Genomic DNA, 26,749 nt, shown 5'->3' on the forward strand with positions numbered 1-26,749 from the left:
GATCGGAGATGACGCGCGGTGACCGGAGCGAGTCTATTGTCCTGCGGTCACGCCGACGCCTCCGACTCCCCCTGCGCCCGCCCGGTGAGTCGGTCCGGTCGCCGCCGCCGGCTCAGCCGGTCGGCCCGCCACGGCCGTCCCGGCGGTCGGCCAACCACCCCCGCGGTCAGCGGGTGGGGCGGCGCGGCACCTCGGCGTCCGGGCCGCCGCTCGGGTGCACCGGCCGGTACCGGGCCAGCCAGGTCACCAGCTCGTCGGCCGGCATCGGCCGGGCGTGGAACCAGCCCTGCGCCACGTCGCAGCCGGCCGCGTGCAGCATCCGCCAGGTCCGCTCGTCCTCCACGCCCTCGGCGACCACCCGCAGGCCGAGCGCGCCGGCCAGCTCGATCATCGACCGGACGATGGCGGCGTCGTCGGCGTCGTCGGCCATCCCGAGGACGAACGAGCGGTCCACCTTCACCTCGGCCAGCGGCAGCCGGCGCAGGTGCTGCAACGACGAGTACCCGGTGCCGAAGTCGTCCAGGGAGATGGCCACCCCGATCCGGTGCAGCCGGGAGATGGTGGTGAGCACCCGGCGGGGGTCGGCCATCAGCGCGCCCTCGGTGATCTCCAGTTGCAGTCGTTCGGGGGCCACCCCGAAGGCGGCCAGCCGGTCGGCGATCCGGTCGGCGATCTCGCCGGTGTGCAGGTCGCGGACGCTGACGTTGAGCGCCGCCCGCAGGTGGACGCCGGCCGCCGACCACTTGGCCAGCTGTTCCACCACGTCGTCGACCACCCGCTGGGTGAGCAGCCGCATCACCGCGCTCTGCTCGGCCACCCGGATCAGCTCCTCCGGGTCCACCATGCCCCGGCGCGGGTGCCGCCAGCGCAGCAGCGCCTCCACCCCGACGACCTCGCCGGTGGCGATGGCGATCTGCGGTTGGTAGTACATCGTGATGACGCCCACGTCGGCCGCCGCGTCCTCAACCCGTTCCACCGGGGCGGAAACCGCCGGCGACTCGGGCCGCTCGGGCTCGGCGGTGGGCTGCCCGGCGCGGCGGCGGGTGGGGTCGGCGCCGGTCAGGATCTGGTTCAGCAGTTCGTCGGAGCCGTCCACCGTGACCCGCGCCCGCCGGCGCCGGGGCCACCACCGCGCGCCCGCGCCGTTCGCCCCGGTGCCGTCCGGTCCCGCGGCGTCCGTCCCGGCGGCGAGCCGGGCGGGCAGCGCGGCGCCGTCACCGCCCCGCACGGTCCGCCCGGCGGGCGGCCCCGCCTCGAGTACGCGGCGCAGGTCGGCCAGGAGCCCCAGGCGCTCGGCCGAGTTGTGGTCCGACTCGGCGGCGTAGACGGCGACGGTGTCGTTGCGGTGCTTGGCGTCGTACATCGCCACGTCGGCGTGGCGCATCAGGGTGGCGAAGTCCTCGCCGTGCTCGGGGAAGAGCGCGATGCCGATCGAAGCGCCGACGTCCAGCGGCAGCCCGTCCAGCGACACCGGTTCGGTGAGCGCCGTCACCACCCGGTCGGCCAGCTCGCGGGCCTCGTCGACGCCGTCGAGCCGGCCGGCGACGATGGCGAACTCGTCCCCGCCGAGGCGGGCCAGCATGTCCCGGCCGCCGACGACGTCCACCAGCCGGGCGCTCACCTCGACCAGCAGCCGGTCGCCGACGGCGTGACCGAGCGCGTCGTTGACGTTCTTGAACCGGTCCAGGTCGATCAGGAGCAGGGCCAGGTGGGCGTCCCGGTCGCCCTTGGCGACCCGCTCGGCGTGCAGGTGCACCTGCTCGGCCACCTCGGCGAGCAGCGCCTTGCGGTTGGGCAGGCCGGTGAGCGGGTCCAGCGCGGCGAGGTGTTCCTGCTCGGTGGAGAGCCGGGACATCCGGTAGACGGCGAAGAGCGGCACCAGCACCAGCGGGATCAGCGCGGCGCTGGCCCGGGCGGCGGTGACCAGCACCGGGGCGAGCAGCAGCAGCGAACCGGTGGAGAGCAGCTCGTACGGCAGCGCCTGGCGCACGCTCGGCCACCACCGGCCGCCGAAGCGCAGCCGCAGCGCGCTGCTGACCAGGCCGTAGTTGACGGCGAACCAGGTGAGGGTGGCGCCGCCGACGGCGGTCACGTCCGTCCAGCCCAGCCGGCCGCCGTCGAAGAGTCCGCCCGGCCCGAGCCGGAGCACCAGGTACGCGGCGCCGAGCGCGCAGGCGTACTGGGCGGCGTTGAAGGTGGTCCGCCAGAGGGCGTGGCGCATCCGCCAGCCGGAGACGGCGACCGCGACGGCCTGCACCGCCACGGCCGGGCCCAGCCCCCAGCCGAGCAGGATCGCGAAGGTGAAGCAGGTGGACGGGAAGACGGCCGAGGTGTGCCGCCGGCCGGGCGGGACGAAGGGCCGCGCGTCACAGGCGACGGCGAGCGCCGCCATCGCCCAGAACGCCGCCGGCAGCCGGGGCAGGCGGTCGGGGAGCCCGATCAGCGGCAGGGCGGAGACCAGCAGCGCCAGCCCGACCACCGCGGCGACGAAGCCGGCGAACCGCGCCTCCCGCCCAGGCGGGACGGAGTTGCGGGGGTCGGCGGTCTCCATCGCACCTCCCGGGCATGCGGTCCGCGGCGCGCGCCGGTCGCGCACCGTGCCCCAATGAAACGCCCTGAGTGGCCGTAGCCCGAGGCGACAGTCACGAATCGGTCGTAGTCGTAATTAAGTTGGTATACGACCCCAAGATCCCCGCCGGGGCGCCGGCTCACCCCTCGACGCGGGCGACCTCCCGGGCCGCGTCCGGCCCCCGGTCGAGCAGCACCCGGAAACCGTCCTCGTCGAGGACCGGCACCTTGAGGGTGGCCGCCTTGTCGGCCTTGGAACCGGGGTTGTCGCCGACCACCACGAAGCCGGTCTTCTTGGAGACCGAGCCGCTGACCTTGCCGCCGAGGCTCTGGATAGCCTCGGACGCCTGGTCCCGGCTGAACCCGGCGAGGGTGCCGGTCACCACCACGGTGACCCCCTCCAGCGGGCGTGGCCCCTCGTCGACCGCCTCCTCGGCCATCCGTACGCCGGCCCGGGCCCACTTCTGCACGACCTCGCGGTGCCAGTCGACGGCGAACCATTCCTTGATGCTCGCGGCGATGGTCGGGCCGACCCCGTCCACCGAGGAGAGTTCCTCCTCGCTGGCCGCGTCGATCGCCTCGATCGAGCGGAAGTGCCGGGCGAGGGCCTGCGCGGCGGTGGGGCCGACGTGCCGGATGGAGAGCGCGACCAGCACCCGCCACAGGTCACGCTCGCGGGCGACGGCGAGGTTGTCCAGCAGCTTGGTGGCGTTGCTGCCGAGGGTGCCGTCCTTGTTGACGAAGAACGGCGAGCGGGCGAGCTGCTCGGCGTCGAGCTGGAACAGGTCACCCTCGTCGGTGATGATCTCCGCGTCAAGCAGCGCGGCGGCGCCCTTGTAGCCGAGCACCTCGATGTCGAAGGCGCCCCGCCCGGCCAGGTGGAACACCCGCTCGCGCAGCTGCGCCGGGCAACTGCGGCTGTTGGGGCAGCGGATGTCGACGTCGCCCTCCTTGGCCGGCGCCAGCGGGGTGCCGCAGGCCGGGCAGGTGGTGGGCATGACGAACGGGCGGGCGTCGGCGGGCCGCAGGTCGACCACCGGGCCGAGCACCTCGGGGATCACGTCGCCGGCCTTGCGCAGCACCACCGTGTCGCCGATCAGCACCCCCTTGCGCTCGACCTCGCGGGCGTTGTGCAGGGTCGCCAGGGCGACCGTGGAGCCGGCCACCCGCACCGGTTCGAGCACGGCGAACGGGGTGACCCGCCCGGTGCGCCCGACGTTGACGTCGATGTCGAGCAGCTTGGTGGTCACCTCCTCCGGCGGGTACTTGAAGGCGATCGCCCAGCGCGGCGCCCGGCTGGTCGAGCCGAGCCGGCCCTGGATGGAGACCGGGTCGACCTTCACCACCACGCCGTCGATCTCGTGCTCGACGTCGTGCCGGTGCTCGGCGTAGTAGGCGATGTAGTCCGCGACGCCGGCCAGGTCGGGCACCACCCGCCAGCGGTCGCTGGTCGGCAGGCCCCACGCCTTCAGCGCCGCGTACGACTCGGACTGGGCGGTGGGCCGGAAACCGCGCCGGGCACCGATGCCGTGCACCACCAGGCGCAGCGGCCGGGAGGCGGTGATCCGGGGGTCCTTCTGCCGCAGGCTGCCGGCGGCGGCGTTGCGCGGGTTGGCGAACGGGGCCTTGCCCTGCTCCACCAGGCCGGCGTTGAGGTCGGCGAAGGCGGCCACCGGGAAGTAGATCTCGCCGCGCACCTCCAGCAGCTCGGGCAGGTCGCCGAACTCGGCCGACGGGGTCAGCCGGCCCGGCACGTCGCGGATGCTGCGGACGTTGGCCGTCACGTCCTCGCCGGTCCGCCCGTCGCCGCGGGTGGCGGCGCGGACCAGGCGGCCCTTCTCGTAGGTCAGGTTGATGGCCAGGCCGTCGACCTTCAGCTCGCACAGGTAGGGCACCGGGCCGCCGGCGTCCCGCTCGACCCGCTCGGCCCAGGCGGTCAGCTCCTCGTCGGCGAAGGCGTTGTCGAGGGAGAGCATCCGCTCGGCGTGGGTGACCGGGGTGAAGTCGGTGGAGAAGGTGCCGCCGACCCGCTGGGTGGGCGACTCGGGGCTGCGCAGCGCCGGGAACTCGGCCTCCAGCGCCCCCAGCTCGCGCAGCCGCCGGTCGAACTCGGCGTCGGAGATGGTCGGCGCGTCGAGGACGTAGTAGCGGTACTGGTGTTCGGTGAGCTCCTGGCTCAGCGTGGCGTGCCGGTCCCGCGCCTCGGGGGTCGGCTCGCCACCGGCCGCCGCCTCCTGCGCGGGGCTGACCTGCTGAGGGATCGCTTCTTCGGACACCCTGCCGCCTCCGGACACCAGTGGGATCTCCCCCGTGATCACGCTACCCCCGCACGCTATCGGGCCGGTCGGACAATCCCCCGGCACCCCCGCCGCGCCCGACGCGCGGGGACCCGCCGACCGTGCGACGATCGCCGGACGTCGGCGGCGTGGGCGCCGGAGAGGCAAGGTGTGGGAATGCCCGAGTGGGTGTGGTGGGCGGTACTGGTCGTGCTGGCCGTGGCCGCGGGTTGGGCCTGGAACGAGTGGCGACGACGCGGCGGCCGCCCGGCGGGGGGCGAACGCACCCGGCCCGAGCGCGGCACGCCACCGCGGGATCGGGCCCGCCCCACCGCGCCGCCCCGCCCGCGCACCCCGACGGGTACGCCCCGGCCGGGCGAGATCTGGTGGGCCGACGTCCCGTACCACGACGGGACCGGCTCGAAGGTGCGCCCCTGCCTGGTGCTCCGCGCCGACGACCGGGGCGCCGACGTACTGAAGATCACCAGCCAGGACAAGAGCAACCGCGACGACCACGTCCGCATCCCGACCCGCGAGTGGGACCCCGACGCCGACCACGACAGCTGGCTCGACCTGGCCGAGTCCGTCCACGTCCCGAGCAGCGCCTTCACCCACCGCGCCGGCACCTGCGACCAGACCCTCTGGCGCCGCCTGCGGTCCCTCCCCCACCTCCCCACCTGACCCCGCCCGGGATCCTGTTGATCATGAGGTTGGCCGCAGTGGTCGATCTTCAAGCCGCCGCCAACCTCATGATCAGCGCAGGTCGGGCGGCCGGGACGGGTCAGTCCCAGCGGGTGGCGAGGGTGGTGAGCTGGTCGGCGTACTCGATGCGGGTCGACCAGTCCCGCGGCCAGGCGGCCAGGCCGCGGGCGGCGCCGACGAAGGCGCCGGCCAGGGCGGCGATCGAGTCGGAGTCGCCGGCGGTGCTCGCGCCCCGGGCGATCGCGGCGACCGGGTCGTCGGGGTGGCGCAGCGCGCAGAGCAGGGCGGTGGCCAGCGCCTCCTCGGCGATCCACGCCTCGCCGGTGTCCCGGCACGGGTCGCCGCCGTCATCGGGCCGGCCCAGCGCGGCGACCAGGCGGTCCAACGCCTGCCGGCACTCGTCCCAGCCCCGGGCGACGAACTCCTCCGGGGACGTCGCGCCGGGCCGCTGCCAGAGGTCGCCGAGCCAGTCGGCGCGGTAGACCCGCCGCTGCTCTTCCGCCCGCGCGATGAGCAGGCCGGGCAGTTCGGTCAGGCCCGCGCCGTCGCGCAGCAGCCGCACCGCGTACGCGGTCAGCTCGCTGGCCGCCAGGCCGGTCGGATGACCGTGGGTGAGACCGGCCTGGAGCTGGGCCAGCCCGGCGAGGGTGTCCAGGTCGACGTCGAGCAGCCCTACCGGCGTGACCCGCATGTTCGCGCCGCAGCCCTTCGAGCCGGCCACGGTCGCCTCCTGCCAGCGCAGCCCGCGGCCCAGCTCGGCGCAGGCCCGCAGGCAGGTCATCCCCGGGGCGCGATTGTTGTCCGGGCTGACCGCCCACTCGCCGAAGCGCTGCCGCAGCAGCGGCTCGACCACCTCCGGGGTGTACGCGGACGCGTCGTGCAGCGCCCACGCCACGGCCAGCGCCATCTGCGTGTCGTCGGTGACCAGCGCCGGATCGCCGACCAGCTCACGCGGGCCGCCCGGGCCGTAGCGACGGGTGATCTCGGCGACGGTCAGGAACTCGGTCGGCTTGCCGAGGGCGTCGCCGTAAGCGAGACCGAAGAGCGAACCGGAGGCACGGCGGGGCGGGGAGTCGATCACGCCCGCGATCATGCCGCCCGGCCGCAACCCCCGGCCGGCCGCGGTCGGCTCAGTCCCAGCAGAGGCAGAACGGGTGACCGGCGGGGTCGGCGTAGACCCGCCAGCCGTCCCCCTCGCCCGGCAACCGGCGCGCGCCGAGGGCGAGCACCGCCTTCTCCGCCGCCTCGATGTCGTCGACGGTGACGTCGAGGTGGAACTGCTGGGGCCGCTCCGGATCCGGCCAGGCCGGGGCCCGCAGGTTGAGCGCCTTCTGGAAGGCGAGCCGCGGCTGGTGCCCCGGCGAGCCGCCGAGCACCACCCAGTCGTCGCCGTCGGAGTTCTCCTCCACCAGCGGCAGGCCGAGCAGCTCGGCGTAGAAGCCGGCCAGAGTCCGTGGATCGGGGCAGTCGATCACCGTTGAGCGCAGCTGTCCAATCATGACGGCCATCCTGCCCGCCGGGTACGACGGAAAACCTCACTCCTCGTGCAGTCGCCGGCCGGCGTCCCGGCAGGCGGCCAGCACGGCCCGGGCGTACCCGGGGGTGGCGTTGGCCAGACCGCAGGCCGGGGTGACCACCACCTGCTCGGCGAGCTGTCGACGCGGGAAGCCGAGGCGGTCCCAGAGCGTGCGTACCCGGTCGGCGACCTCGGCCGAGGTCGGCGCGCGACCGGCGGACGGCGGCTGGGTGGGCGCGGCGCCGGCGAACAGCCCGAGCCCGGCGTCGATCACCTCGCCGAGCGGGTCCAGGTCGGTGACCAGCGCGAGGTCCAGCGCCACGGCGACCGCCCCGGTCGACCGGATCAGCTCCAGCGGCACGTCCGGCGCGCAGCAGTGCACCACGGTCGGCACCCCGGCCGCCTCCATCACGCTGCGCAGCAGGTCGCGGGCCACCTCGGACCCGACCGGCCGGTGCGCGCCGAAGCCGCTCTCGGTGGGCACCCGCCCGGCGAGCACCGCCGGCAGGGACGGCTCGTCGAGCTGGAGCAGCACCGACGCCCCGGGCAGCCGGCGGGCCACCGCCTCGACGTGCAGCCGCAGCCCCTCGGCCAGGGATCCGGCCAGGTCGCGCACCGCGCCCGGATCACGCAGCAGCCGCCCGCCGATCGGCAGCTCCAGCGCGGCCGCCAGGGTGAACGGTCCGGCCGCCTGGATCTTCACCGGCCCGGTGTACCCCTCGGCCTGCTCGGCGAGCTGGTCGAGGTCGCGTTCCATCAGGTCCCGGGCCCGCCGCAGGTCCCGGCCGGGGCGCAACGCGATCCGCCAGCGGCCCGCGTAGAGCTCGACCGGCAGCTCCACCAGCAACCCGCCGGTCCGGCCGATGAGGTCGGCGCCCGGTCCACGGGCGGGCAGTTCGGGCAGGTGGGGTAGGGCGGGCAGCTCGCCGAGGACGACCCGCTGCGCTTCGGCGATGTCGGTGCCGGGCAGCGAACCGATGCCGGTCGCCGCCCCCGCGGGCCAGGGCCAAGGCTGATCAGTCACGGCCGAAGGGTAGCCGCTCGGCGTGGCCGGCCGGAGGCGGACGGCAGCGGTCAGCCGGTGATGGTGGCCGAGCCGAGCACCACGTCTCCGGCCGGATCCGGCCGGTACGCGACGATCGCCTGCCCGGCGGCCACCCCGCGTACCGGGCGGCGCAGCTCGGCGCGGAGCCCGTCGTCGGCCAGCTCCACGGTGGCGGGAACCACGTCACCGTGGGCGCGCAGCTGGACCTCGCACTCGACCGGCGCGGTCGGCCGCTCGCCGCCGGTCCAGACGGGACGGGTGGCCCGCACCCGGGAGACGTCCAGCGCCTCGGCCGGGCCGACGGTCACCGTGTTGGTCTTCGGGGTGATGGAGAGCACGTAGCGGGGGCGGCCGTCCGGGGCGGGCCGGTCCAGGTGCAGGCCGCGCCGCTGCCCGACGGTGTACGCGTACGCGCCGGTGTGGCTGCCCACCACCGTGCCGGTGAGCGCGTCGACCACGTCGCCGGGCGCCTCGCCGAGCCGGCCGGCGAGGAAGCCGCGGGTGTCGCCGTCGGCGATGAAGCAGATGTCGTGCGAGTCCGGCTTGTCGGCCACCGCCAGCCCGCGCCGGGCCGCCTCCTCGCGGACCTGCGCCTTGGTGGAGTCACCGAGCGGGAAGAGGGACCGGTCGAGCTGCTCCCGGGTCAGCACGGCGAGCACGTACGACTGGTCCTTGGCGAGGTCGACGCTGCGGCGCAGCAGGCCGTCCGCGCCGAGCCGGGCGTGGTGGCCGGTGACCACCGCGTCGAAGCCCAGGGCCACCGCCCGGTCCAGCACCGCCGCGAACTTGATCTTCTCGTTGCAGCGCAGGCAGGGATTCGGGGTACGGCCGGCCGCGTACTCGGCGACGAAGTCGTCCACCACGTCGGCGTGGAACCGCTCGGCCATGTCCCAGACGTAGAACGGGATGCCGATCACGTCGGCGGCCCGTCGCGCGTCCCGGGAGTCCTCCAGGGTGCAGCAGCCGCGCGCCCCGGTGCGGTAGGTCTGCGGGTTGCGGGCCAGCGCCAGGTGCACCCCGGTCACGTCGTGCCCCGCCTCCACGGCGCGCGCCGCCGCGACGGCGGAGTCCACCCCGCCCGACATCGCCGCCAGAACCCTCACCGTGACACCTCCCTCACCCCACGACCCTATCCGCCCCCGCGCCGCCCTCCCCACCCCCGCCACCCGGCTGCGCCGCCGGTCACCGCCAGCCGCGCGTTCGGGCACTCACGGCCGGGACGAACCGGGCGAAGCGGCACCGCGGCCGACCGTCGGGGCCGGCGGCAAAGCACCCGCCGCCGGTCGCCGCGGCGGGATGGCGGCGGGTCAGCGGAGGGTACGCAGGGCGGCCGCGCGGCGGGCCCGGTCGACGGCCGCCGGGAGGGCGGCGATCAGGGCGTCCACGTCGGCGGGGGTGCTGGTGTGGCCGAGGGTGAAGCGCAGCGAGGAGCGGGCCCGGTCGTCGTCGGCGCCCATCGCGATCAGCACGTGCGAGGGCTGGGCCACCCCGGCTGAGCAGGCCGAGCCGGTGGAGCAGGCGATGCCCTGGGCGTCGAGCAGGAGCAGCAGCGCGTCCCCCTCGCAGCCGGGGAAGGAGAAGTGCGCGTTGCCGGGCAGCCGGTCGGTCGGGTCGCCGTTGAAGATCACCTCGGGCACCGCCTCGCGGACCCGCCGGACCAGGTCGTCGCGGAGCGCGGCCACCCGTACGGCGTACTCCTGCTGACCCTTCACCGCGGCCTCGACGGCGACGGCGAAGGCCACGATGCCGGCGGTGTCGAGCGTGCCGGAGCGGACGTCGCGCTCCTGGCCGCCGCCGTGCAGCAGCGGGGTGGCCGGCACGTCGCGGGCCAGCAGCAGGGCACCGACCCCGGTCGGGCCGCCGAGCTTGTGCCCGGTGACGGTGAGCGCCGAGACGCCGCTGGCGGCGAAGTCCACCGGCACCTGACCGACCGCCTGGATCGCGTCGGTGTGGAACGGGACCCCGTGCGCGGCGGCCACCGCGGCCAGCTCGGCCACCGGCTGGACCGTGCCGACCTCGTTGTTGGCCCACATCGCGGTCACCACGGCGACCCGGTCGGCGTGCGCGGCCAGCTCGGCGCGGAGCCGTTCCGGGTCGAGCCGGCCGGCCGCGTCCACCGGCAGCCAGCCCACCTCGGCGCCCTCGTGGTCGGCCAGCCAGTCCACCGCGTCGAGCACCGCGTGGTGCTCGACCGCGCTGGAGACCACCCGGACCCGGCCCGGGTCGGCGGCGCGGCGGGCCCAGAAGACGCCCTTGACGGCGAGGTTGTCGCTTTCCGTGCCGCCGCCGGTGAAGACCACCTCGGAAGGGCGGGCGCCCAGCGCTGCGGCGACCCGTTCCCGCGACTCCTCCACCCGTCGCCGGGCGCGCCGGCCCGCCGCGTGCAGCGACGACGCGTTGCCGACCTCGCGGGCGGTGGCGACGTACGCCGCCAACGCCTCGTCGAGCATCGGGGTCGTCGCCGCGTGATCCAGGTATGCCATCACCGTTCAGCCTAACGGCCTGCAGCCGTCCCGCCGGACGCCGGACCACCGGGGGCCGGGCCCGGCGCCGGGGCGGGGAGAGCGCCCTCCCCGCTCCGGCGGGCCGGCCCGGCGGGGTCCGCGCCGGGCGGGGCGCCGCACGAGGGCGCCATCGGGGCGGGGAGGGCCGGCGGATGGCGGGGCCACCTGTGTCACGGCTCAGGCCGGTACGGCCGTGACGACGACGTTGTCCCGGTAGTGCCGGGTCTTCGGCTCGAACGGGCCACCACAGGTGATCAGCGTCAGCCGCGGTCGGCCGTCCCGGGCGAAGTACCGCTCCAGCGGGATCTTCGTCTTGGCGTACTCCTCGCGGGCGACCACCCGGTACGCCCGCTGCTTCCCGTCGGCGCCGGTGACGGTGAGGGCGTCGTCGCGGTCCAGCTCGCGCAGCCGGAAGAAGGCCCCCTTGCCCTGCTCGGCACTGTCCACGTGCCCGGCGATCACCACCGACCCCGCCTCGGCCTCCAGGCCGGGGCCGTAGCGGTACCAGCCGATCCGGTCGACGCTCGGCGGCACCTCGAACTCGTCGGTGCGCGTGTTGATGCCGACCGGGTCGACGGTGGCGGTCACGCCGATCCCCGGGATGCTCAGCTTCACCGGCGGGACGGTCTCCCCGCCGGCGGGCAGCTCACCCGAGGTGACCGGCACGGAGGCGCCGGTGGCGGTCGCCGACGGGGTCGGGGTGGCGGTGGCCAGGGCCGCCGCCTCGTCGGCGCCGACGTCCTCGACCGGCTGCGAGCCGCACGCCACCAGGGCGGCTACGGTGAGCGCGGCGACGCCGGCGGCGATGGCCCCCAGCGCCCCGCGGTTGCGCACCGTCACTTGCGACCGGTCCGGGCGGTGGCCACCCGCGCCCCGCCGCCGACCAGCAGCAGCGCGCCGGCGCCGGCCAGCACGTACCACCAGGTGTCCACGCCGGTGCCGGCCTGGCCGCCGGTGCCGCTGGGCACGCCGCCCGGCGCCGAGTGCAGCCCGGTGATGGTCTGCGCGACCAGGTCGAGGTTCTTGGCCTCGGCCGAGCCGATCGCGTAGACGATCGTGGCGGTGCCCTCCTTGAGGGTCAGGTCCGCCGGGCCGATGGCCACGGTGTCGGTGCCGGCGAGCACCACGTCCGCCTGCACCGTGCCGGCGTCGACGTCACCCTTGGCCTCGTTCGGGTTGGTCAGGTCCTCGAAGACCGGGGTGCCGCCGGCCCGCACGTCGACGGCCGGGGCGGCCGCGGTGTGCCGGACGATCAGCCGGGCCTTGCCGGCGTCCACCTTCGACGTGTCGTTGACGAACGGGGTGATCTTCGGCTTGCCGGCCTCGTCGAGGTGCGCCGCGAGGCTGATGTTCGCCCCGCCCGGGACCTCGGCGTCGTCGACGCTGAGGATCGCCTTGTCGATCGCCTCGCCCGGCTTGGTCAGGGCGACGTCGTACGCGCCCTCCGCCAGGCTCAGCGGGCCGGCCACGTCGCCCGGCTTGAAGTTGTCCAGCGTCTTCTTGCCGTTGACGTACACGTCGACCGGGGTGTCCGGGATCCCGTGCACGACGGAGACCTTGGACGAGGCGGCGTAGACGGGGCTCGTGGTGACGGCGCCGACGCCGGCGAACGTCAGCGCGGCGACCGCGCCACCCGCGGCGACCCGACGGAAGATCGAGAGCTGCATTGTCTGCCTCCTGGGGCTTGGTGCTGATTCGTCAGGCCTGGCTTGCAGAACGGGTTACGCCGCCGTCCGGACCGCCGGATGCAGCCGGATTCGATTTCTTTTTCTCGGCGCGCCCCGCATCCGGAACCGGCTCCGGGAACGAAGAGCAGGTGAGATGACTCGGCACACGGGCACCGGGAAAGTGGGGCGAGGGCTGTGGGAGTTACAGTCGGGCATGCCCCCGGAAAGGCGAACCGTTCGGTGACGGCGGTACGACAGGAGCCGGATCCCCCAGCGCAGGACGACCTGGCGGACCGCTTCCGCGCGGGCGACGAGACCGCCCTGCGGGAGGCGTACGACCGGTACGGCCGGGCGGTGCTCCACCTGGCCACCAGCACGCTGGCCAACCGCAGCGACGCGGAGGACGTCACCCAGGCCACCTTCGTGGCGGCGTGGCTCGGGCGGGAGACCTTCGACCCGACGAAGGGCTCGTTGATCGGCTGGCTGCTCGGGATCGGGCGGCGCAAGGTGATCGACCGGCTGCGCGCCTCCGCCCGGGAGACCCGGGTGGTGGAGACGGTGCGGCAACTGCCCGAACCGACCACCACCGGCCCCGACCCGGACGCGGTGGTCGACCGGCTGGTGGTCGCCGACGAGCTGGCCCGCCTGCCGGACGACCAGCGACGCATGCTGGAGTTGGCGTTCTACGACGACCTGACACACCAACAGATAGCGGCGATGACCGGGGTGCCGCTGGGCACGGTCAAGAGTCACATCCGACGCGGCATGGCGAGCTTGAAACGCAGATGGGAGGTGGACGGTGCAGCACCTGGCCCACGACCGGCTGGTCTTCCTGGCGCTCGGTGAGAGCGAGGCGGACAACGGCGAGACCGACCACCTCGGCACCTGCGCCACCTGCCGCGGCGAGCTGGAGGATCTTCGGCACGTCGCCGGCCTCGGCGCCGACACCGAGGGACTGCGCGAGCTGCCCGACCCGCCCGAGCACGTCTGGCAGGGCATCGTCGCCGAGATCGGCGCCGTGCGGGCGCTGCCCTCGCTGGCCGAGGCTCGCCGGCAGCAGCCGGCGTCCGCCGCGCCTGCGCTGCCGGACCGGGGCCGCACCGGCCGGCGTCGGGGCTGGCCGCGCTGGGCGACGACCGTGGTGACGGCCACCGCCGCCGCCGTGCTCGGCGTGGTCGGCACCATCGCCGTGCTGGACGCCACCGACCGGGAGCCGGATCGGGCCCCGCAGCAGGCCGTCCTGGCCAGCGCGCCGCTGTCCGCGTACGGGAGGACGCCGAAGGACGCCAACGGCGACGCCCGGATCTTCACCGACGGCCGGCTGCACCTGCACGTCGCGAATCTCCCGGACGTTCCCGGGTATTACGAGGTCTGGCTGATCAACCCGACCAGCATGGAGATGTTCTCGATCGGTGTGCTACGCGATGCGTCGGGGGATGCGCTGCTCCCGCTACCACCAAATGTCGATCTTCAGGCATACTCGGTTGTCGACGTTTCCGCCGAGCAGTACGACAACAAGCCCGCCCACTCCGGCGACAGTTTGCTGAGGGGCACCCTGACGGGCTGATCGGCGGGCCGGCTCAGCTCCCCGGCCCGCCGATCAGCTCCCTTTCCCACCGCGACGGGAACGGGAACACATACAGAGAAAGAGTGGCCATCCTTCGCGGAATGGCCACTCTTTCTCTGTATGTGCGCCGCTTCGGGGCGCCGGCCGGCGGCGCCCCGAGGCGGGGTCACTTGCGCTTGCGGATCTCCTCGGCGGCCTGCGGCACGACCTTGAACAGGTCGCCCACCACGCCGAAGTCGGCCAGCTCGAAGATCGGGGCCTCGCCGTCCTTGTTCACGGCGACGATCGTCTTCGAGGTCTGCATGCCGGCCCGGTGCTGGATCGCGCCGGAGATGCCCAGCGCGACGTAGAGCTGCGGGGAGACGGTCTTGCCGGTCTGGCCCACCTGGAACTGGTGCGGGTAGAAGCCGGAGTCGACCGCCGCGCGGGACGCGCCGACGGCGCCGCCGAGCAGGTCGGCCAGCTCCTCGACCAGCTTGAAGTTGTCGGCGTTGCCGACACCACGACCACCGGAGACCACGATGCCGGCCTCGGTCAGCTCGGGGCGGGAGCCCTTCTGCTCGGCGACCCGGTCGACGACCTTGGCCAGCTTGTCGGTGTCGGTGACCGCCACCGTGAGCTGCTCGACGGCCGGGGTGGCCGGCGCCGGGGTCGGGTTGACCGAGTTCGGCCGGACGGTGACCAGCGGCAGGCCCTTGGTGACCTTGGACTTGACGATGGTGGAGCCGGCGAAGGCGACCTGGGTCGCGGTGCCGTCGGCGGCCAGGCCGACCACGTCGGTCAGGATGCCGTTGTCGAGCTTGACGGCGAGGCGGGCGGCGATCTCCTTGCCCTCCTGCGCGGAGGCGAGCAGCACGGCGGCCGGCTGCACCCGCTTGACCAGCTCGGCCAGCACGGTGGCCTTCGGGGCCACCAGGTAGCCGTCGATCTCCTCGCTCTCGGCGGCGTAGATCTTCTCCGCGCCGTACTCGCCCAGCTTGGCGCTCAGCGCCTCGGCGGCGCCGGCGCCACCGAGCACCACCGCGCTCGGGGTGCCCAGCTCGCGAGCGAGGGTGAGCATCTCCAGGGTGACCTTCTTGACGCCGAATTCCCGGGTGGCTTCGACGACGACGAGAACCTCAGACATGTCCAGACCTCTCACACGAACTTCTCGGTGGCGAGGAACTCGACCAGCTTGACGCCGCCCTCGCCCTCGTCGGTGATCTTGGCGCCGCCGGACCGCGGCGGGCGCTTGGTGTGCTCCAGCACGGCGCTGGTCGCGCCGTCGAAGCCCACCTCGGTCGGGGCGACGCCGAGGTCACCCAGGGAGAGCGTCTGCACCGGCTTCTTCTTGGCGGCCATGATGCCCTTGAAGGACGGGTAGCGCGGCTCGTTGATGGTGTCCCAGACGGAGACCACGGCCGGGGTCGAGGCGGTGATGACCTCGTAGCCCTCCTCGGTCTGCCGCTCGACGGACAGCGTGGCGCCGTCGACGGTGAGCTTGCGGGCGCCGGTGAGCGCCGCGACGCCCAGCCGCTCGGCGATCATGTGCGGCATGACCTGGACCCGGCCGTCGGTGGACTCGGCACCGCAGATGACCAGGTCGGCGTTGAGCTGACCGAGGGCGGCGGCGAGCACCTTCGAGGTGGCGACGGCGCAGGACCCGTGCAGAGCGTCGTCCACCACGTGCACGGCCTTGTCCGGGCCCATGGAGAGCGCCTTGCGGATCGACTCGGTCGCCCGGTCCGGACCCATGGTCAGGATGGTGACCTCGCCGCCGTGCGCCTCCTTGATCTTCAACGCCTCTTCGATGGCGTACTCGTCCATCTCGTTGATGACGTTGTTCGCCGAACCGCGGTCGACGGTGTTGTCGTCAGGACGCAGGTTGCGGTCCGCGCCCGAATCGGGCACCTGCTTGACGAGTACGACGATGTTCATCGCGTTTCGACGACCCTCCTGTTGGTGTGGCGATCGCTCGCCCGGTCACGGGCGCAGCCTCGCGCGTCCGTTGACGCCCGGTCAACCGCGGGCGCTTGTGCAGTTGCCCACGGCGCAATGTTACCTGCCAGTAGGTTCGGCTTCCCGGGCACTCAGAGTGACACAGCTCACCGGAGCCGCGCGCCCGGCTAGACTCACAAACCGGGAGGTGTCACGACATGTCGGGACAGGATGCGGGGCGTCCGATCGGCGCGAAGACCGGCGGCGACCGCGCACCGGAGCGCTGCGGCCGCCCGGCGACGCAGCAGGCGTACCGGTGCGCGTGCGGCCGGGTCCGCGACCTCTGCGTCCGTGACACCGTGCACACCGTCTGGACCGCGCCCGGCGGCGACCCGGCGGGCGGGCCGCCCCCGGCGGGCGGATAGGCGGTCACGCCGGTTCGGCGAGGGCTCCCCTGATCCGTTCGATCACGGCCGCCTCGGCCGGTGCGACGCCCCGGTGCGCCCGGGCCACCCGGTCGGCCGCCGCCAGCACCACGTCCCGGTACACGGTCAGGTCCTGCGGCGACTTCTCCCGCAGGATGTCGACCGCCCGGCCGAGCGCCGGCAGCACCACGGACTCGACCTCCAGCGCGGAGTCCCGGGGCAACCTGGGCAGCGGCCCGGTGGTGAGCGCCTCCTTCACCACCCCGCTGGCGCCGTTGAGCGCCCCGGACGCGGCGATGCTCTCCCGGATCATGGCGAACATGCCCGGATCGGCGTTCGACACCAGGAAGACCGCCCCGAACGCGCCGGTCTTGAGGGTGAGCCGCTCGTCGTCCGTCAGCCGCTGCTCCATCATCACGGAGTGTAGACGTACGGGGTGGTCGTGGTGACCGGTACGAAGCCGAGCCGCTGAAGGATCGGCCGGCTGTCCTCCGAGGCGTCCACCTGGAGCAACGCCTTGCCCCGCTGGTCCGCCAGGCGCGCCCGGTACGCCACCAGCGCCCGGTAGATGCCCCGGTGCCGCCACTGCTCCAACGTCGAGCCGCCCCACAGGCTGGCGAAGCCGGTGTTCGCCAGGTAGCGGACCCAGCCGGCGCTGACCACCCGGTCCCCCGCCTCGGCCACCACCACGGTGATCGACTGCGGGTCGGCGGCGATCTCCTTCTCCAGCCCGGTCACCAGGTGGCTGCGGTCGGCCTGCCACACCTCCTGCTCCATCGCGGCGATCCGCTCCAGGTCCGCCCGGGAGGTGACCTCGCGCAGGCGTACCCCCTCGGGCAGCACCGGGACGGCGCCGGCCAGCGGCGCGACCGGTCCGATCAGGACGGTCTCCCGGTCCTCCGGCACGAATCCGGCGGCGCGCAGCCGGTCGGCCAGGTCGGCCGGCTCGTCGTGGGCGTTCAGCTTCCACTCCACCGACTCGCCCCGCTGCCGGAACAGCTCGACCTGCCGGGCGATCAGCGCGTCCAGCTCCGCGCCGGCCAGCCCGTCCAGCGTCCGGTAGGTGAGGAAGCCGCCGTGGTCGAGGCCGAGGATCCGGACCAGCGGGCCGTCCCGTTCGACGGTCACCCCGGCCGGCACCGGGTCCGGGATCTCCGGGCGGATCTGGCTGTCGTACGCGGCGCGCAGCGCGCCAGGCTCAAGATCGGTCATCCGTCCAGGCTATGCCCGGCACAAAGCGGATAATCGACGCCGTGTGGCAGGCGATCAGGCGGTGGTTCGACCCGTCGGAGCTCAGGTCGGTCGGCACCGCCCCCGACTACCGCTTCTCGCTGGCCAACGAACGCACCTTCCTGGCCTGGCTGCGCACCGGGCTGGCGCTGATCGCCGGCGGGCTGGCCGCCGCCCAGTTCCTGCCACCGATGCCGGTGCGCCATCTGCGCGAGGCGATCGCGGTCGGGCTGCTGCTGCTCGGCGGCACCGTGGCGGTGCGGGCGGTGGACCACTGGGCACGTACCGAACGGGCCATCCGGCTCGGCGAGGAACTGCCGGTCTCCCGATTCCCCGCCGTGCTCGCCCTGATCGTCGGGCTGGGCGCGCTGCTGCTGGTGGTCGCGGTGCTGGCGAGGGGGGTCGGCGGCCGGTGACCGGCGACCCGGGGCTGCAACCGGAGCGCACCCGGCTGGCCTGGCGGCGCACCGCCCTGGCGCTCACCGTGGTGACGGTGCTGGCGGTCCGGCTCGCCCTCACCGGGGACGTGCCCGGCGCGCTGCTCGCCGCAGCCGTGGTGCTGGTCTGGGCCGGGGCGCTGGCGGCCTGCTGGCGGCGGGCCGCGGGCAGCGGGCCGATCCCGGTCGGCTCGCCGGCCCTGCCCTCGGTCGCCCTGGCCACCGCCGTGCTGGCGCTGCTCGCCGTGCCGCTGGTCCTACGCGGGATGTGGTGACGGGCCGCGGTGCGCCATCATGGGGGCATGGCCCGGTTGTCCCTCCTGCTCTTCGCGGTCCAGATCGTCCTGGCCGTCTGCGCGCTGATCAGCTGTCTCTCCGCCGACGAGGAGGACATCCGTGCGCTGCCCCGCATCGCGTGGGTGCTGATCATCTTGTTCTTCCCGCTGGTCGGCTCGATCGCCTGGTTCCTCGCCGGCCGCAAGACCACCCCCGCCCGGCCCGGCCCGGCCGGCCCCGCCCCCACCGGACGGGACCGGCACCGACCGGTCGCGCCCGACGACGACCGGGAGTTCCTCGACTCCATCGCCGAACGCTCCCGTCGCAACGACGAGGAACTGTTCCGCCGCTGGGAGGAGGACCTGCGCCGGCGGGAGGACGACCTGCGCCACCGCGAGGGCGACCCGCCGCGCGAGGAGGATCGCCCGGAGGTCTAGGCGGGCCCCGCTCGCGCGTCCCCGGTGACGGCCGCCCGCAGCGGCCCGGACGCCGCCCGCCCGGCGCTCTGCGGAAGCCTTCGCCGAGGTGTACCGGAGCCGGCCGGGGAGGCCGTCCGGGTCACACTCGACGCTTGAGCGCGCGCAGGGACAGCGGCGCGAAGAGCACCGCGATGCCGGCGCCCCAGAGCAGGGTCTGCAGCACCGGGCCGGCCACCGGGCCGCTGACCAGCAGCCCCCGCAGCGCGTCGGCGACGACGGTGACCGGGTTGATCTCGACCCAGTTCTGCAACCAGCCGGGCATCCGGTCGGTGGGCACGAAGATGTTGCTGGTGAAGGTGAGCGGGAAGATCACCATGAAGCCGAAGATCTGCACCTTCTCCGGCTCGCTGACCAGCACCCCGACCAGCACCGAGATCCACGACGCGGCCAGCGTGAACGCCAGCAGCAGGGCGAACGCGGCCAGCACGCCGAGCAGACCGTTGCCGACCCGGAAGCCGAGGATCATCCCGACGCCGAGCAGCAGCGCGATCGACCAGGCCTGCTTGACCGTGTCGGCGAGGATCCGGCCGGCCAGCGGCGCCCAGCGGGCGATCGGCAGTGCCCGGAGCCGGTCGAAGACCCCCTTGGTCAGGTCGTTGTTCAACCCGAACCCGGTGGTCATGGTGGCGAAGAGCGCGTTCTGCACCATGATGCCGGGCAGCATGAAGGTCAGGTACTCGCCGGACGAGCCGGCGATGGCGGTGCCGAAGACGTAGGTGAAGAGCAGCACGAACATCACCGGCTGGATGCTCAGGTCGAGCAGCTCCATCGGGTTGTGCTTGATCTGCACCAGGCTGCGCCAGGCGAGGGTGAGGGTGTGCCGCAGGCCGGCGCCGACGCCGAGCCGGCGGGCCGGGGCGAGCGCGGTAGCGGGCGCGGTGACGGCGGTCATGCCGGGGTCCCTTCGAGTACGTCGGCGGAGGCGTCCTGCTCGGCCCGGTGGCCGGTGAGGGAGAGGAAGACCTCGTCCAGACTGGAACCGCGCAGGGCCAGCTCCGCCACCTGGACCTCGGCGGCGTCGAGCCGGCGGACCACCGCGGGCAGCACGTCCGGGTCGTTCACCGGCACGGTGACGGTGGTCTGGGCGACCTCCGGCGTCGCCCGGGCCACCTCGCCGGCGATGGCCCGCACGGTCGGCAGGTCGGCCGGGTCGACCGGGCGCACGGTGAGCACCTGTCCGCCGGTCTTCGCCTTCAGCTCCTCGGGGGTGCCCTGGGCGATCACCCGCCCGTGGTCGACCACCGCGATCTGCCCGGCGAGCTGGTCGGCCTCCTCCAGGTACTGCGTGGTGAGCAGCACGGTCACCCCGTCGGCGACCAGGGTGCGCACGATGTCCCACAGCTCGTTGCGGCTGCGCGGGTCGAGCCCGGTGGTCGGCTCGTCGAGGAAGAGCACCTGCGGCCGCCCGACCAGGCTGGCCGCCAGGTCCAGCCGGCGGCGCATGCCACCGGAGTAGGTCTTGGCCGCCCGGCCGGCGGCGTCGGTGAGCTGGAAGTCGGCGAGCAGCTCCGCGGCGCGGGCCCGCGCCTGGGCCCGGCCGAGCCCGAGCAGCCGGCCGATGAGCAGCAGGTTCTCGGTGCCGGTCAGGGTCTCGTCGACCGAGGCGTACTGGCCGGTCAGACCGATCAGCTGGCGCACCCGGTGGGCGTCGCGGCCGACGTCGTACCCGCCGACCGTGGCGTGCCCCTCGTCCGGGGCGAGCAGGGTGGCCAGCACCCGTACCGCGGTGGTCTTTCCGGCGCCGTTGGGGCCGAGCAACCCGAATACCGTCCCCGTGGGAACCTCCAGGTCGACCCCGGCGAGAGCGGTGGTGGCGCCGAAGCGGCGCACCAGCCCCTCGGCGCGGATCGCGTATGTCATCAGAACTCCGATCGTTATCGCTGGTCGCCCAACGATGCGCGAGGGGTCTGACGTTACGACGACGGCCGCTGACATTCCGCTGATTTAGCTGCTGACAGAACGCGACCGCCGCCGCCGGTCACCCGGCTGCGGCGGTCGCGACGTCGTGCTCAGGCCAGGTTCGACGAGCGCGGGTACGCATCCGTCGGGTCGGTGAGCACGTTGACCAGGTACGGCACCCCGGCGTCGAAGGCGCGGGCCAGGGCCGGCCCGAGGTCGGCGGCCTTGGCCACCGTCTCGCCGGCCCCGCCCAGCGCCTCGACCACCTTGTCGTAGCGCAGCTCCGGCTGGAGGTCGGCGGCGACGTCGTAGCCGTACATGGCCCGCATCGGGTGCTTCTCCAGCCCCCAGATGCCGTTGTTGCCGACCACGATGACCACCGGCAGCCGCTGCCGGACCAGGGACTCCACGTCCATCAGCGAGAAGCCGGCCGCGCCGTCGCCCATCAGCACGCAGATCTGCCGGTCCGGGTGGCTGACCCGGGCGCCCATCGCGTAGCCCATGCCGGTGCCCAGGCACCCGTACGGACCGGGGTCGAGCCAGGTGCCCGGCTGGGCCGGCTCCAGGTAGCGGCCGGCGTACGAGACGAAGTCGCCGCCGTCGCCGATGGTGATCGCGTCGGGGGCGAGCACCCGGCGCAGCTCGCCGTAGACCCGGGCCGGCCGGATCGGGTCGGTGTCGGCGGCCATCTCCTCGGCGTCGCGGGCCTTCGCGGCGTCCTCGGCGGTGCGCAGCTGGGCGATCCAGTCGGCGTGGTCGACCCGGTCGCCGCTCTGCCCGGCCAGCGCGGAGAGAATCAGCCGCAGGTCGCCGGCGGGGCTGACGGCGGGCTGAACGTGCCCGGCCCGCTGGCTGGGGGCGTCGACGATGTGCACCACCGCCGCGTCGCCGAAGTCGCCGAAGCTGAGCCGGAAGTCCAGCGGGGTGCCGATGACGACGACCACGTCGGCGTTCTTCAGGGCGACCCGGCGGGCCTTGGCGAAGGCGAGCGGGTGCTCCGGCGGCAGCGATCCGCGTCCCATGCCGTTGGTGAAGACCGGCACCCCGAGCGCCTCGGCGGCCTCGCGGAGGGCGGCGACCGCGTCGCCGGCGTACACGTCGGAGCCGGCGATGAACACCGGGCGCTGCGCGCCAGCGATCAGCCGGCCGGCGCGGGCCACCTCGTCCGGGTCCGGCTCGACCGGCGCGACGGCGACCGGCGCGGGCAGCTCGGCGTCGCCGACGCTGAAGACCGCCTCCAGCGGGAAGTCCAGGAAGGCCGGGCCCCGGTGCGGGGTGAGCGCGCTGGTCAGGGCGGCGGTGACGGCGCGCGGGATGTCGTCGGTGCTGAACACCGTCTCGGCGTGCTTGGTGACCGGGGCGACCAGCGGCAGGTGGTCCATCTCCTGGAGGCTGCCCGAGCCCCAGCGGAACTGCGGCGCCCGCCCGCCCAGCACCAGCACCGGAGAGGCGTTGAAGAACGCGCTGGTCAGCCCGGAGACGCCGTTGGTGACGCCGGGGCCGGCGGTGAGCACGGCCAGGCCGGGACGGCGGTTGAGCTTGGCCACCGCTTCGGCGGCGAACACCGCCGACTGCTCGTGCCGCACGTCGTAGATCGGGAACCCGTGCTTGTGGGCGGCGTCGTAGAGCGGGAAGACGTGCCCGCCGGAGAGGGTGAACATCTCCCGTACGCCGTTGGCGCGCAGCGCCGCCAGCGCGAGCTCCCCGCCGTGGCCCTCGACCCGTTCCGTCATCGCCGCTCCCCTCGTCACATGACCGGTGTCACAGGCTACTGGCCGGTACGGAAGATGTGAACACTTCTCGGTTCACCTGGGCGGGCCGGCGACCACGCGGGTCGCCGGCCCGGGCCGACGGTCAGCGGCCGGTGAAGTCCGGCTTGCGCTTCGCCACGAAGGCGGCCATGCCCTCGCGCCGGTCGTCAGTGGCGAAGAGCGCCGCGAAGAGCTGGCTCTCCCAGGCCAGACCGGAGTTGAGGTCCATGTCCAGGCCGCCGTCGACGGCGAGCTTCGCCGCGCGCAACGCCTGCACCGGGCCGGTCAGGTACGGCGTCACCAGCTCGACGGCCGTGTCGTAGACCTGCGCGGCCGGGGCGACCCGGTCGGCCAGGCCGATCCGCAGCGCCTCCTGGGCGTCCACCATCCGGCCGGACATGATCAGATCCTTCGCGCGGGCCGGGCCGACCAGGCGGGCCAGCCGCTGGGTGCCGCCGGCGCCGGGGATGATGCCGAGCTTGATCTCCGGCTGGCCGAGCTTGGCGTCCTCGGCCACCACCCGCCAGTCACAGGCCAGGGCCAGCTCGCAGCCGCCGCCGAGGGCGTACCCGGTGATCGCGGCGACCACCGGCTTGGGGATCCGGGCGATGGCGCCGAGGGCGCTGGACAGGTCCGCGGCCCGCTCCGCCATGTCCACGTAGGACATGTCGGCCATCTCCTTGATGTCCGCGCCGGCGGCGAAGACCTTCTCCCCGCCGTACACGATGACGGCGCGGACGCCGGCGTCGGCGGTGGCCGCCGCGGCCGCGGCGCGCAACTCCTCCTGCACCTGGGTGTTGAGCGCGTTCATCGGCGGCCGCTCCAGCCGGATGGTGCCGATGCCGTCCTTGGTCTCCAGCCGCACGAACTCGCTCACGCTGCCCTCACTTCCTCGTCGAAGTCGCGTGCCAACCTTACGGCCCGGTCGTTGGGGTACGTAGGCTGGTGTCAGCCCCGCCACCGGGAGTACCGCCATGATCACTTACTACGACGACAGGTCGGTGCAGGTCACCTCCACCGCGATCCGGGTGGACGGGCGCACCTTCCCGCTCGCCGAGATCGGCATGGTCTGGCACCAGCGGGGCAGCCGTTCGTGGCGGGTGCTCGCCGGACGCGGCGCCCTGGGCGTGGCGCTGGCCGGCCCCCTGGTCGCCGCCGTGCTGGGGGTGGCGCTGGCCGTCTGGCTGCACCGCTCGCTCACCGTCACCGTCGCCATCGTGGGCGCCTCGGTGCTGGTCGGGCTCGCCGTCGGCCCGCTCGCCGACTTCCTCTTCGAACACCTCGACCGCTCGTACGCCCGGGGCAGTCGGCAGTGGGAGATGTGGGCCCGCTGGCGGGGCCGGCCGGTGCTGCTGCTGCGCACCGGTGACGCGCTGCGCTTCGGCCAGGTCTACCGGGCGGTGCAGCGGGCGATGGAGAGCCGCCGCCCGATGCTCGGCCCTCAGAACTCGATCGGCCCGTCGGGCACCATCTCCAGCCCCCGCAGCAGGCCGTAGAGATCCTGCTCGCCCCAGAACTGAACGATCCGGCCGCCGGCCAACCGGTACATCTTGCAGGCGCTCTGCACGGCCGTGGCGCCGGTGGCGTCCCGCCGGTAGGTCTGCGCCATCGAGACGACCACCCGGTCGCCCGCCGCGAAGAGTTCCCGGATCTCCTGGTCGAGCACGGTCAGCCCCGGCGCGGCGACGGCCCCTTCGACGAAGTGCCGGCCCCGGACGGCCCGGCCGGACCCGTAGATCTCCACGTCCTCGGCGACCACCGCCCGCAGCTCGGCCAGGTCCCGGGTGACGAACGTGCGCAGGTACCGGCGGACCACCTCGACGTTGCGCTCGCTGTCGACCATGCGCCCGCACGGTACGCCGCCCGGCCCCTTCCCGCCGTCCCGCCGGCGACGCCGCCGCTCCCCCGGTCCGCGCTCCCTTGAGCACTGGGCCCCGTGCCGGCTCCCGGCGGTGGCGGGCGCCCCCTCGGACGCTGTGGAGCTGATGTCGTCAACGACTCAGCCGCAGTGGTGCCCCTCCACTGCCCACAACCCACCGTCCCCGAGCCTCCCCCCCCACTCCCCCCTGCGCCACCGGTTCGGGCCACCGGTGGAACCCCACGGGTGTCACCGCCGCCTTTCGACACCCATGACGTTCCACTCGTCGACGTCGAGCCATTCGTCGTGCGTTGCGCGAAGGCCGGACTCGCCACCGTTGCAGACACGGCTCGACACCGCACCGCACGCCGGGCATGCCCGGCCGGGTGAGTCGTTGACGACATCAGCTCGACAGCGTCCAGCAGGGCACCCTGGACCCCGGGCGGACGCGCGGACCGGAGGGGCGACCGGCTGCCGGAGCGACGGGGGCCGGTCCGGTCCACGGATGGTTAGGGTCTAGTGATGACCCTCTATTACCGGGACGACACCGTCCAGGTGACCTCGGAGTCGATCCGGGCCGGTGGGCAGGCGGTCCGGATCGCCGACGTGACGTACGTCTGGCACGCGCGGGGTGCGACGACGCTGGCCGTCCGGGGGCGGGTGCTGGGCCGCGGCGTACTCGTGCTGCTGCTCTCGCTGCCACCACTGGTGGCGCTGGTCTGCGTGATCTCGCTGGCCTGGTCGGCGCAGGACCGGGGCAACTGGAAGCTGGCGCTGGTGATCGTGGCCGGTTGCGCGGTCGGCGCGCTGGCCCTGACCCCGTTCCTGGAGCTGCCGCTGAGCTGGCTGGACCGCTCCTACGAGCGCGGCAACCGGGTGCACGAGCTGTGGGTGCAGCACCACGGGCAGGAGGTGATGTTGGTGCGCACCCCGGACGCCTTACGGTTCGGGCAGATCTACCGGGCCGTGCAGCGCGCCGTCGAACACCAGGGGGAGCACCGATGACCACCCGTCGTGCCGAGGCCGCCGCCCACCCGGCGACCCGGCGGCGACTCAACTCAACGGCAGGGTGGTGGCCATCGGCCAGGCCAGCAGCGCCGCACCGACCAGGGCCGGCAGCCACCGGGGCGCGCCAGCCCGACGCAGCACCGCCGCCCAGGCCGCCTGCCAGCCGACCAGCACCGCGAACAGCGGCACCACCAGCAGCACGAACCCGGGTGCCAGCCCCACCAGGGCCAAGGCGGTCAGGGCCAGCACGGCGATCCCGCCGACGGCCGCGTACCGCCAGCTCCGGCCGGCCGTCGCCAGCTCCGCGCCGGTGAGGAAGACCAGGCAGGCGGCGGCCACCACGGGCAGCAACCACCACCGGTCGCCGACCGGCAGCGCCGAGGTGAACCCGAGGTGGATCGGGACGGCGACGGCGGTCACCGCGTACCCGGTGAGCAGGACGGCGGCGATCACGGACCGCACCGGCGCGCGGCGGGCGACCGGCGCGGTCGCCCGGACCGGGGTCACGGTGGCGGCGGGCAGCGGCCACCACCGCGCGGCGGCGGCCAGCAGTACGCCGGTCACCAGCAGAAAACCGGTGACGTGGCCGCCCACCGCGAGCGGGAGCCGGGTGGTCGGCGCCAGCGCGCCGACCAGCGCACCCAGGCCGGCGGCGGACGCCGCCACCGCCAGCACCACGGGGGTCGGGGCGGCCCGCCGGGACGGCCGGGGCCGGCGGCCGAGCAGCAGGATCGCCAGCGGGACGAAGCCGAGCCCGAACCCGAACAGCAGCAACCCGGCCGGCGCCAGCCGCGCGAGGGGTCGCGGCGGATCTCCACCGCCACCCACCCACGCCGCGACCTCGTCATGGGTACGACCGGCGAAGAGCACCGAGATGTGCTCGACGCCGGGTACGACCACCAGCCGCCGCCCGACCCCCCGGCGGGACGTCGTTTCGGCGGTGTCGCGGAAGGCGGGGAACTCCGCGCCGCCGACGATCAGCAGCAGCCCGTCCGGCCGGCCGTCGGGCAGGTCGCCGGAGTCGGGCAGCGAGATGGCGACGGTGCGGGTGACGTCCGGGTGGCCGGCGGCGTAGCGGATGACCGCGCCGGCGCCCATCGAGTGTCCGACCAGGACGATCCGCGCCGGGTCGACGTCCGGCCGGGAACGCAGGTACGCGACGGCGACGGACAGGTCGTGCTCCAGGGTGGCGCGGGAGTCGGCGGCGTCCCGCCCGGCGCCGGGCAGCCGGGCCGGGTTGGCGCCGTGCCCGGCGACGTCGAGCAGCAGCGCGACCGCGCCCTGCCGGGCCACCGTGTCGGCGATCGGACGCATCAGCCGGGCCGAGCCGGCGAACCCGTGGGCGATCACCACGCCGGGTCGGCGGCCCGCCACGCCGGCGGCCCGCACCTCGGTCAACGGCACCCCGTCGACGGTCGCCCGTCGAGTGGTCAGCCCCCCGTCGGCCCGGGCCAGCCCGTACCCGCCGAACGCCAGGGCGAGCGCGGCGAGGACCGCGAGGACCGCGACCCGGCCGGCGACCGGCGTGGCGCCGAGGGGGCGGACCGACATGCCGGGCACCCTATCGCCCGAGCGCGCGGGCCGGTGCCCGCGCGACGCTGAGCCGGGCAGTGACCGGGACCGC

28 protein-coding genes are annotated in these 26,749 nt (G+C 74.4%); 9 read left to right on the plus strand and 19 right to left on the minus strand.

The features are described 5' to 3' along the window. Positions 1–166: 166 nt before the first annotated feature. On the minus strand, positions 167–2,551 hold the full coding sequence (locus GA0074696_RS26475) for a putative bifunctional diguanylate cyclase/phosphodiesterase (RefSeq protein ID WP_088963594.1): 2,385 nt from the start codon (positions 2,549–2,551) through the stop codon (positions 167–169). A 157-nt stretch (positions 2,552–2,708) separates the two neighbouring features. Beyond that, the gene (ligA, locus tag GA0074696_RS26480; protein ID WP_088963595.1) at positions 2,709–4,844 is read right to left on the minus strand and encodes an NAD-dependent DNA ligase LigA; all 2,136 of its coding nucleotides are present in this window, start codon (positions 4,842–4,844) and stop codon (positions 2,709–2,711) included. A gap of 177 nt (positions 4,845–5,021) precedes the next feature. On the opposite strand from ligA, the gene GA0074696_RS26485 reads away from it, so the two are divergent. Continuing rightward, positions 5,022–5,525, plus strand: a complete 504-nt coding sequence (locus tag GA0074696_RS26485) for a type II toxin-antitoxin system PemK/MazF family toxin (RefSeq protein ID WP_088963596.1) — start codon at positions 5,022–5,024, stop codon at positions 5,523–5,525. Positions 5,526–5,625: 100 nt separating this feature from the next. Here the strand turns inward: GA0074696_RS26485 and GA0074696_RS26490 are convergent, their stop codons facing one another. From GA0074696_RS26490 to GA0074696_RS26520, 7 genes are all read right to left on the minus strand, one after another. Continuing rightward, positions 5,626–6,639, minus strand: coding sequence for an ADP-ribosylglycohydrolase family protein (locus GA0074696_RS26490; RefSeq protein WP_088963597.1), 1,014 nt, complete (start codon positions 6,637–6,639; stop codon positions 5,626–5,628). 37 nt (positions 6,640–6,676) lie between these two features. After that, a complete protein-coding gene (locus tag GA0074696_RS26495) occupies positions 6,677–7,045 on the minus strand; it encodes a VOC family protein (protein WP_172894446.1) in 369 nt (122 codons plus the stop codon). A gap of 36 nt (positions 7,046–7,081) precedes the next feature. Continuing rightward, positions 7,082–8,086, minus strand: coding sequence for a methionine synthase (locus tag GA0074696_RS26500; RefSeq protein ID WP_088963599.1), 1,005 nt, complete (start codon positions 8,084–8,086; stop codon positions 7,082–7,084). 50 nt (positions 8,087–8,136) lie between these two features. Further along, the gene (mnmA, locus tag GA0074696_RS26505) at positions 8,137–9,210 is read right to left on the minus strand and encodes a tRNA 2-thiouridine(34) synthase MnmA (RefSeq protein WP_088963600.1); all 1,074 of its coding nucleotides are present in this window, start codon (positions 9,208–9,210) and stop codon (positions 8,137–8,139) included. Between the two features lie 204 nt (positions 9,211–9,414). Next, the gene (locus GA0074696_RS26510; protein WP_088963601.1) at positions 9,415–10,590 is read right to left on the minus strand and encodes a cysteine desulfurase family protein; all 1,176 of its coding nucleotides are present in this window, start codon (positions 10,588–10,590) and stop codon (positions 9,415–9,417) included. A gap of 198 nt (positions 10,591–10,788) precedes the next feature. Beyond that, complete coding sequence (locus tag GA0074696_RS26515; protein WP_088963602.1) at positions 10,789–11,451, minus strand: class F sortase; 663 nt, start codon at positions 11,449–11,451, stop codon at positions 10,789–10,791. Beyond that, complete coding sequence (locus GA0074696_RS26520) at positions 11,448–12,278, minus strand: DUF4397 domain-containing protein (protein WP_088963603.1); 831 nt, start codon at positions 12,276–12,278, stop codon at positions 11,448–11,450. Before GA0074696_RS26520 ends, GA0074696_RS26515 begins: the two co-directional genes overlap by 4 nt. A gap of 240 nt (positions 12,279–12,518) precedes the next feature. On the opposite strand from GA0074696_RS26520, the gene GA0074696_RS26525 reads away from it, so the two are divergent. After that, on the plus strand, positions 12,519–13,124 hold the full coding sequence (locus GA0074696_RS26525; RefSeq protein ID WP_088963604.1) for an RNA polymerase sigma factor: 606 nt from the start codon (positions 12,519–12,521) through the stop codon (positions 13,122–13,124). Beyond that, a complete protein-coding gene (locus GA0074696_RS26530; protein WP_088963605.1) occupies positions 13,078–13,845 on the plus strand; it encodes an anti-sigma factor in 768 nt (255 codons plus the stop codon). The genes GA0074696_RS26525 and GA0074696_RS26530 overlap by 47 nt, the downstream gene beginning before the upstream one ends. Before the next feature lie 166 nt (positions 13,846–14,011). On the opposite strand, the gene GA0074696_RS26535 is transcribed toward GA0074696_RS26530, so the two are convergent. Both GA0074696_RS26535 and GA0074696_RS26540 read right to left on the minus strand, forming a co-directional pair. Continuing rightward, positions 14,012–14,971, minus strand: coding sequence for an electron transfer flavoprotein subunit alpha/FixB family protein (locus GA0074696_RS26535; protein WP_088963606.1), 960 nt, complete (start codon positions 14,969–14,971; stop codon positions 14,012–14,014). An 11-nt stretch (positions 14,972–14,982) separates the two neighbouring features. After that, entirely contained in the window at positions 14,983–15,762 is a 780-nt protein-coding gene (locus GA0074696_RS26540) for an electron transfer flavoprotein subunit beta/FixA family protein (RefSeq protein WP_088963607.1), read from the minus strand. 218 nt (positions 15,763–15,980) lie between these two features. Here GA0074696_RS26540 and GA0074696_RS26545 point away from each other — a divergent pair, with 218 nt between their 5' ends. Continuing rightward, entirely contained in the window at positions 15,981–16,187 is a 207-nt protein-coding gene (locus GA0074696_RS26545) for a hypothetical protein (RefSeq protein ID WP_088963608.1), read from the plus strand. A gap of 4 nt (positions 16,188–16,191) precedes the next feature. Here GA0074696_RS26545 and GA0074696_RS26550 read toward each other — a convergent pair whose 3' ends face one another. Further along, on the minus strand, positions 16,192–16,599 hold the full coding sequence (locus GA0074696_RS26550; RefSeq protein ID WP_088963609.1) for a hypothetical protein: 408 nt from the start codon (positions 16,597–16,599) through the stop codon (positions 16,192–16,194). A 2-nt stretch (positions 16,600–16,601) separates the two neighbouring features. Continuing rightward, entirely contained in the window at positions 16,602–17,399 is a 798-nt protein-coding gene (locus GA0074696_RS26555) for a GNAT family N-acetyltransferase (protein WP_088963610.1), read from the minus strand. Between the two features lie 11 nt (positions 17,400–17,410). On the opposite strand from GA0074696_RS26555, the gene GA0074696_RS26560 reads away from it, so the two are divergent. The 3 genes from GA0074696_RS26560 to GA0074696_RS26570 are packed head-to-tail and all read left to right on the plus strand — an operon-like array spanning position 17,411 to position 18,567. Continuing rightward, on the plus strand, positions 17,411–17,833 hold the full coding sequence (locus GA0074696_RS26560; RefSeq protein ID WP_172894448.1) for a YidH family protein: 423 nt from the start codon (positions 17,411–17,413) through the stop codon (positions 17,831–17,833). After that, positions 17,830–18,129 (plus strand): DUF202 domain-containing protein, encoded by a 300-nt coding sequence (locus GA0074696_RS26565; protein ID WP_088963612.1) that lies wholly within the window; start codon positions 17,830–17,832, stop codon positions 18,127–18,129. The genes GA0074696_RS26560 and GA0074696_RS26565 overlap by 4 nt, the downstream gene beginning before the upstream one ends. Before the next feature lie 27 nt (positions 18,130–18,156). Next, on the plus strand, positions 18,157–18,567 hold the full coding sequence (locus GA0074696_RS26570; protein WP_088963613.1) for a PLD nuclease N-terminal domain-containing protein: 411 nt from the start codon (positions 18,157–18,159) through the stop codon (positions 18,565–18,567). 121 nt (positions 18,568–18,688) lie between these two features. On the opposite strand, the gene GA0074696_RS26575 is transcribed toward GA0074696_RS26570, so the two are convergent. The 4 genes from GA0074696_RS26575 to GA0074696_RS26590 all read right to left on the minus strand — a co-directional run bounded on the left by GA0074696_RS26575 (position 18,689) and on the right by GA0074696_RS26590 (position 23,136). Then, positions 18,689–19,501 (minus strand): ABC transporter permease, encoded by an 813-nt coding sequence (locus GA0074696_RS26575; protein ID WP_088963614.1) that lies wholly within the window; start codon positions 19,499–19,501, stop codon positions 18,689–18,691. Further along, the gene (locus GA0074696_RS26580) at positions 19,498–20,469 is read right to left on the minus strand and encodes an ATP-binding cassette domain-containing protein (RefSeq protein ID WP_088963615.1); all 972 of its coding nucleotides are present in this window, start codon (positions 20,467–20,469) and stop codon (positions 19,498–19,500) included. Before GA0074696_RS26580 ends, GA0074696_RS26575 begins: the two co-directional genes overlap by 4 nt. A 149-nt stretch (positions 20,470–20,618) precedes the next feature. Then, a complete protein-coding gene (locus tag GA0074696_RS26585; protein WP_088963616.1) occupies positions 20,619–22,241 on the minus strand; it encodes an acetolactate synthase in 1,623 nt (540 codons plus the stop codon). A gap of 121 nt (positions 22,242–22,362) precedes the next feature. Further along, positions 22,363–23,136, minus strand: a complete 774-nt coding sequence (locus GA0074696_RS26590; RefSeq protein WP_088963617.1) for an enoyl-CoA hydratase-related protein — start codon at positions 23,134–23,136, stop codon at positions 22,363–22,365. A gap of 97 nt (positions 23,137–23,233) precedes the next feature. Between GA0074696_RS26590 and GA0074696_RS26595 the strand changes: the two genes are divergently transcribed. Then, entirely contained in the window at positions 23,234–23,755 is a 522-nt protein-coding gene (locus GA0074696_RS26595) for a DUF6232 family protein (protein WP_088963618.1), read from the plus strand. Here the strand turns inward: GA0074696_RS26595 and GA0074696_RS26600 are convergent. Further along, the gene (locus GA0074696_RS26600) at positions 23,701–24,102 is read right to left on the minus strand and encodes a nuclear transport factor 2 family protein (protein ID WP_088963619.1); all 402 of its coding nucleotides are present in this window, start codon (positions 24,100–24,102) and stop codon (positions 23,701–23,703) included. The genes GA0074696_RS26595 and GA0074696_RS26600 overlap by 55 nt on opposite strands. A 537-nt stretch (positions 24,103–24,639) precedes the next feature. Here GA0074696_RS26600 and GA0074696_RS26605 point away from each other — a divergent pair. After that, positions 24,640–25,122, plus strand: coding sequence for a DUF6232 family protein (locus tag GA0074696_RS26605; RefSeq protein WP_088963620.1), 483 nt, complete (start codon positions 24,640–24,642; stop codon positions 25,120–25,122). Positions 25,123–25,170: 48 nt separating this feature from the next. Here GA0074696_RS26605 and GA0074696_RS26610 read toward each other — a convergent pair whose 3' ends face one another. Next, positions 25,171–26,676 (minus strand): alpha/beta fold hydrolase, encoded by a 1,506-nt coding sequence (locus GA0074696_RS26610; protein WP_088963621.1) that lies wholly within the window; start codon positions 26,674–26,676, stop codon positions 25,171–25,173. Positions 26,677–26,749 lie beyond the last annotated feature (73 nt).

Source organism: Micromonospora purpureochromogenes (assembly GCF_900091515.1).
GTDB lineage: Bacteria > Actinomycetota > Actinomycetes > Mycobacteriales > Micromonosporaceae > Micromonospora > Micromonospora purpureochromogenes.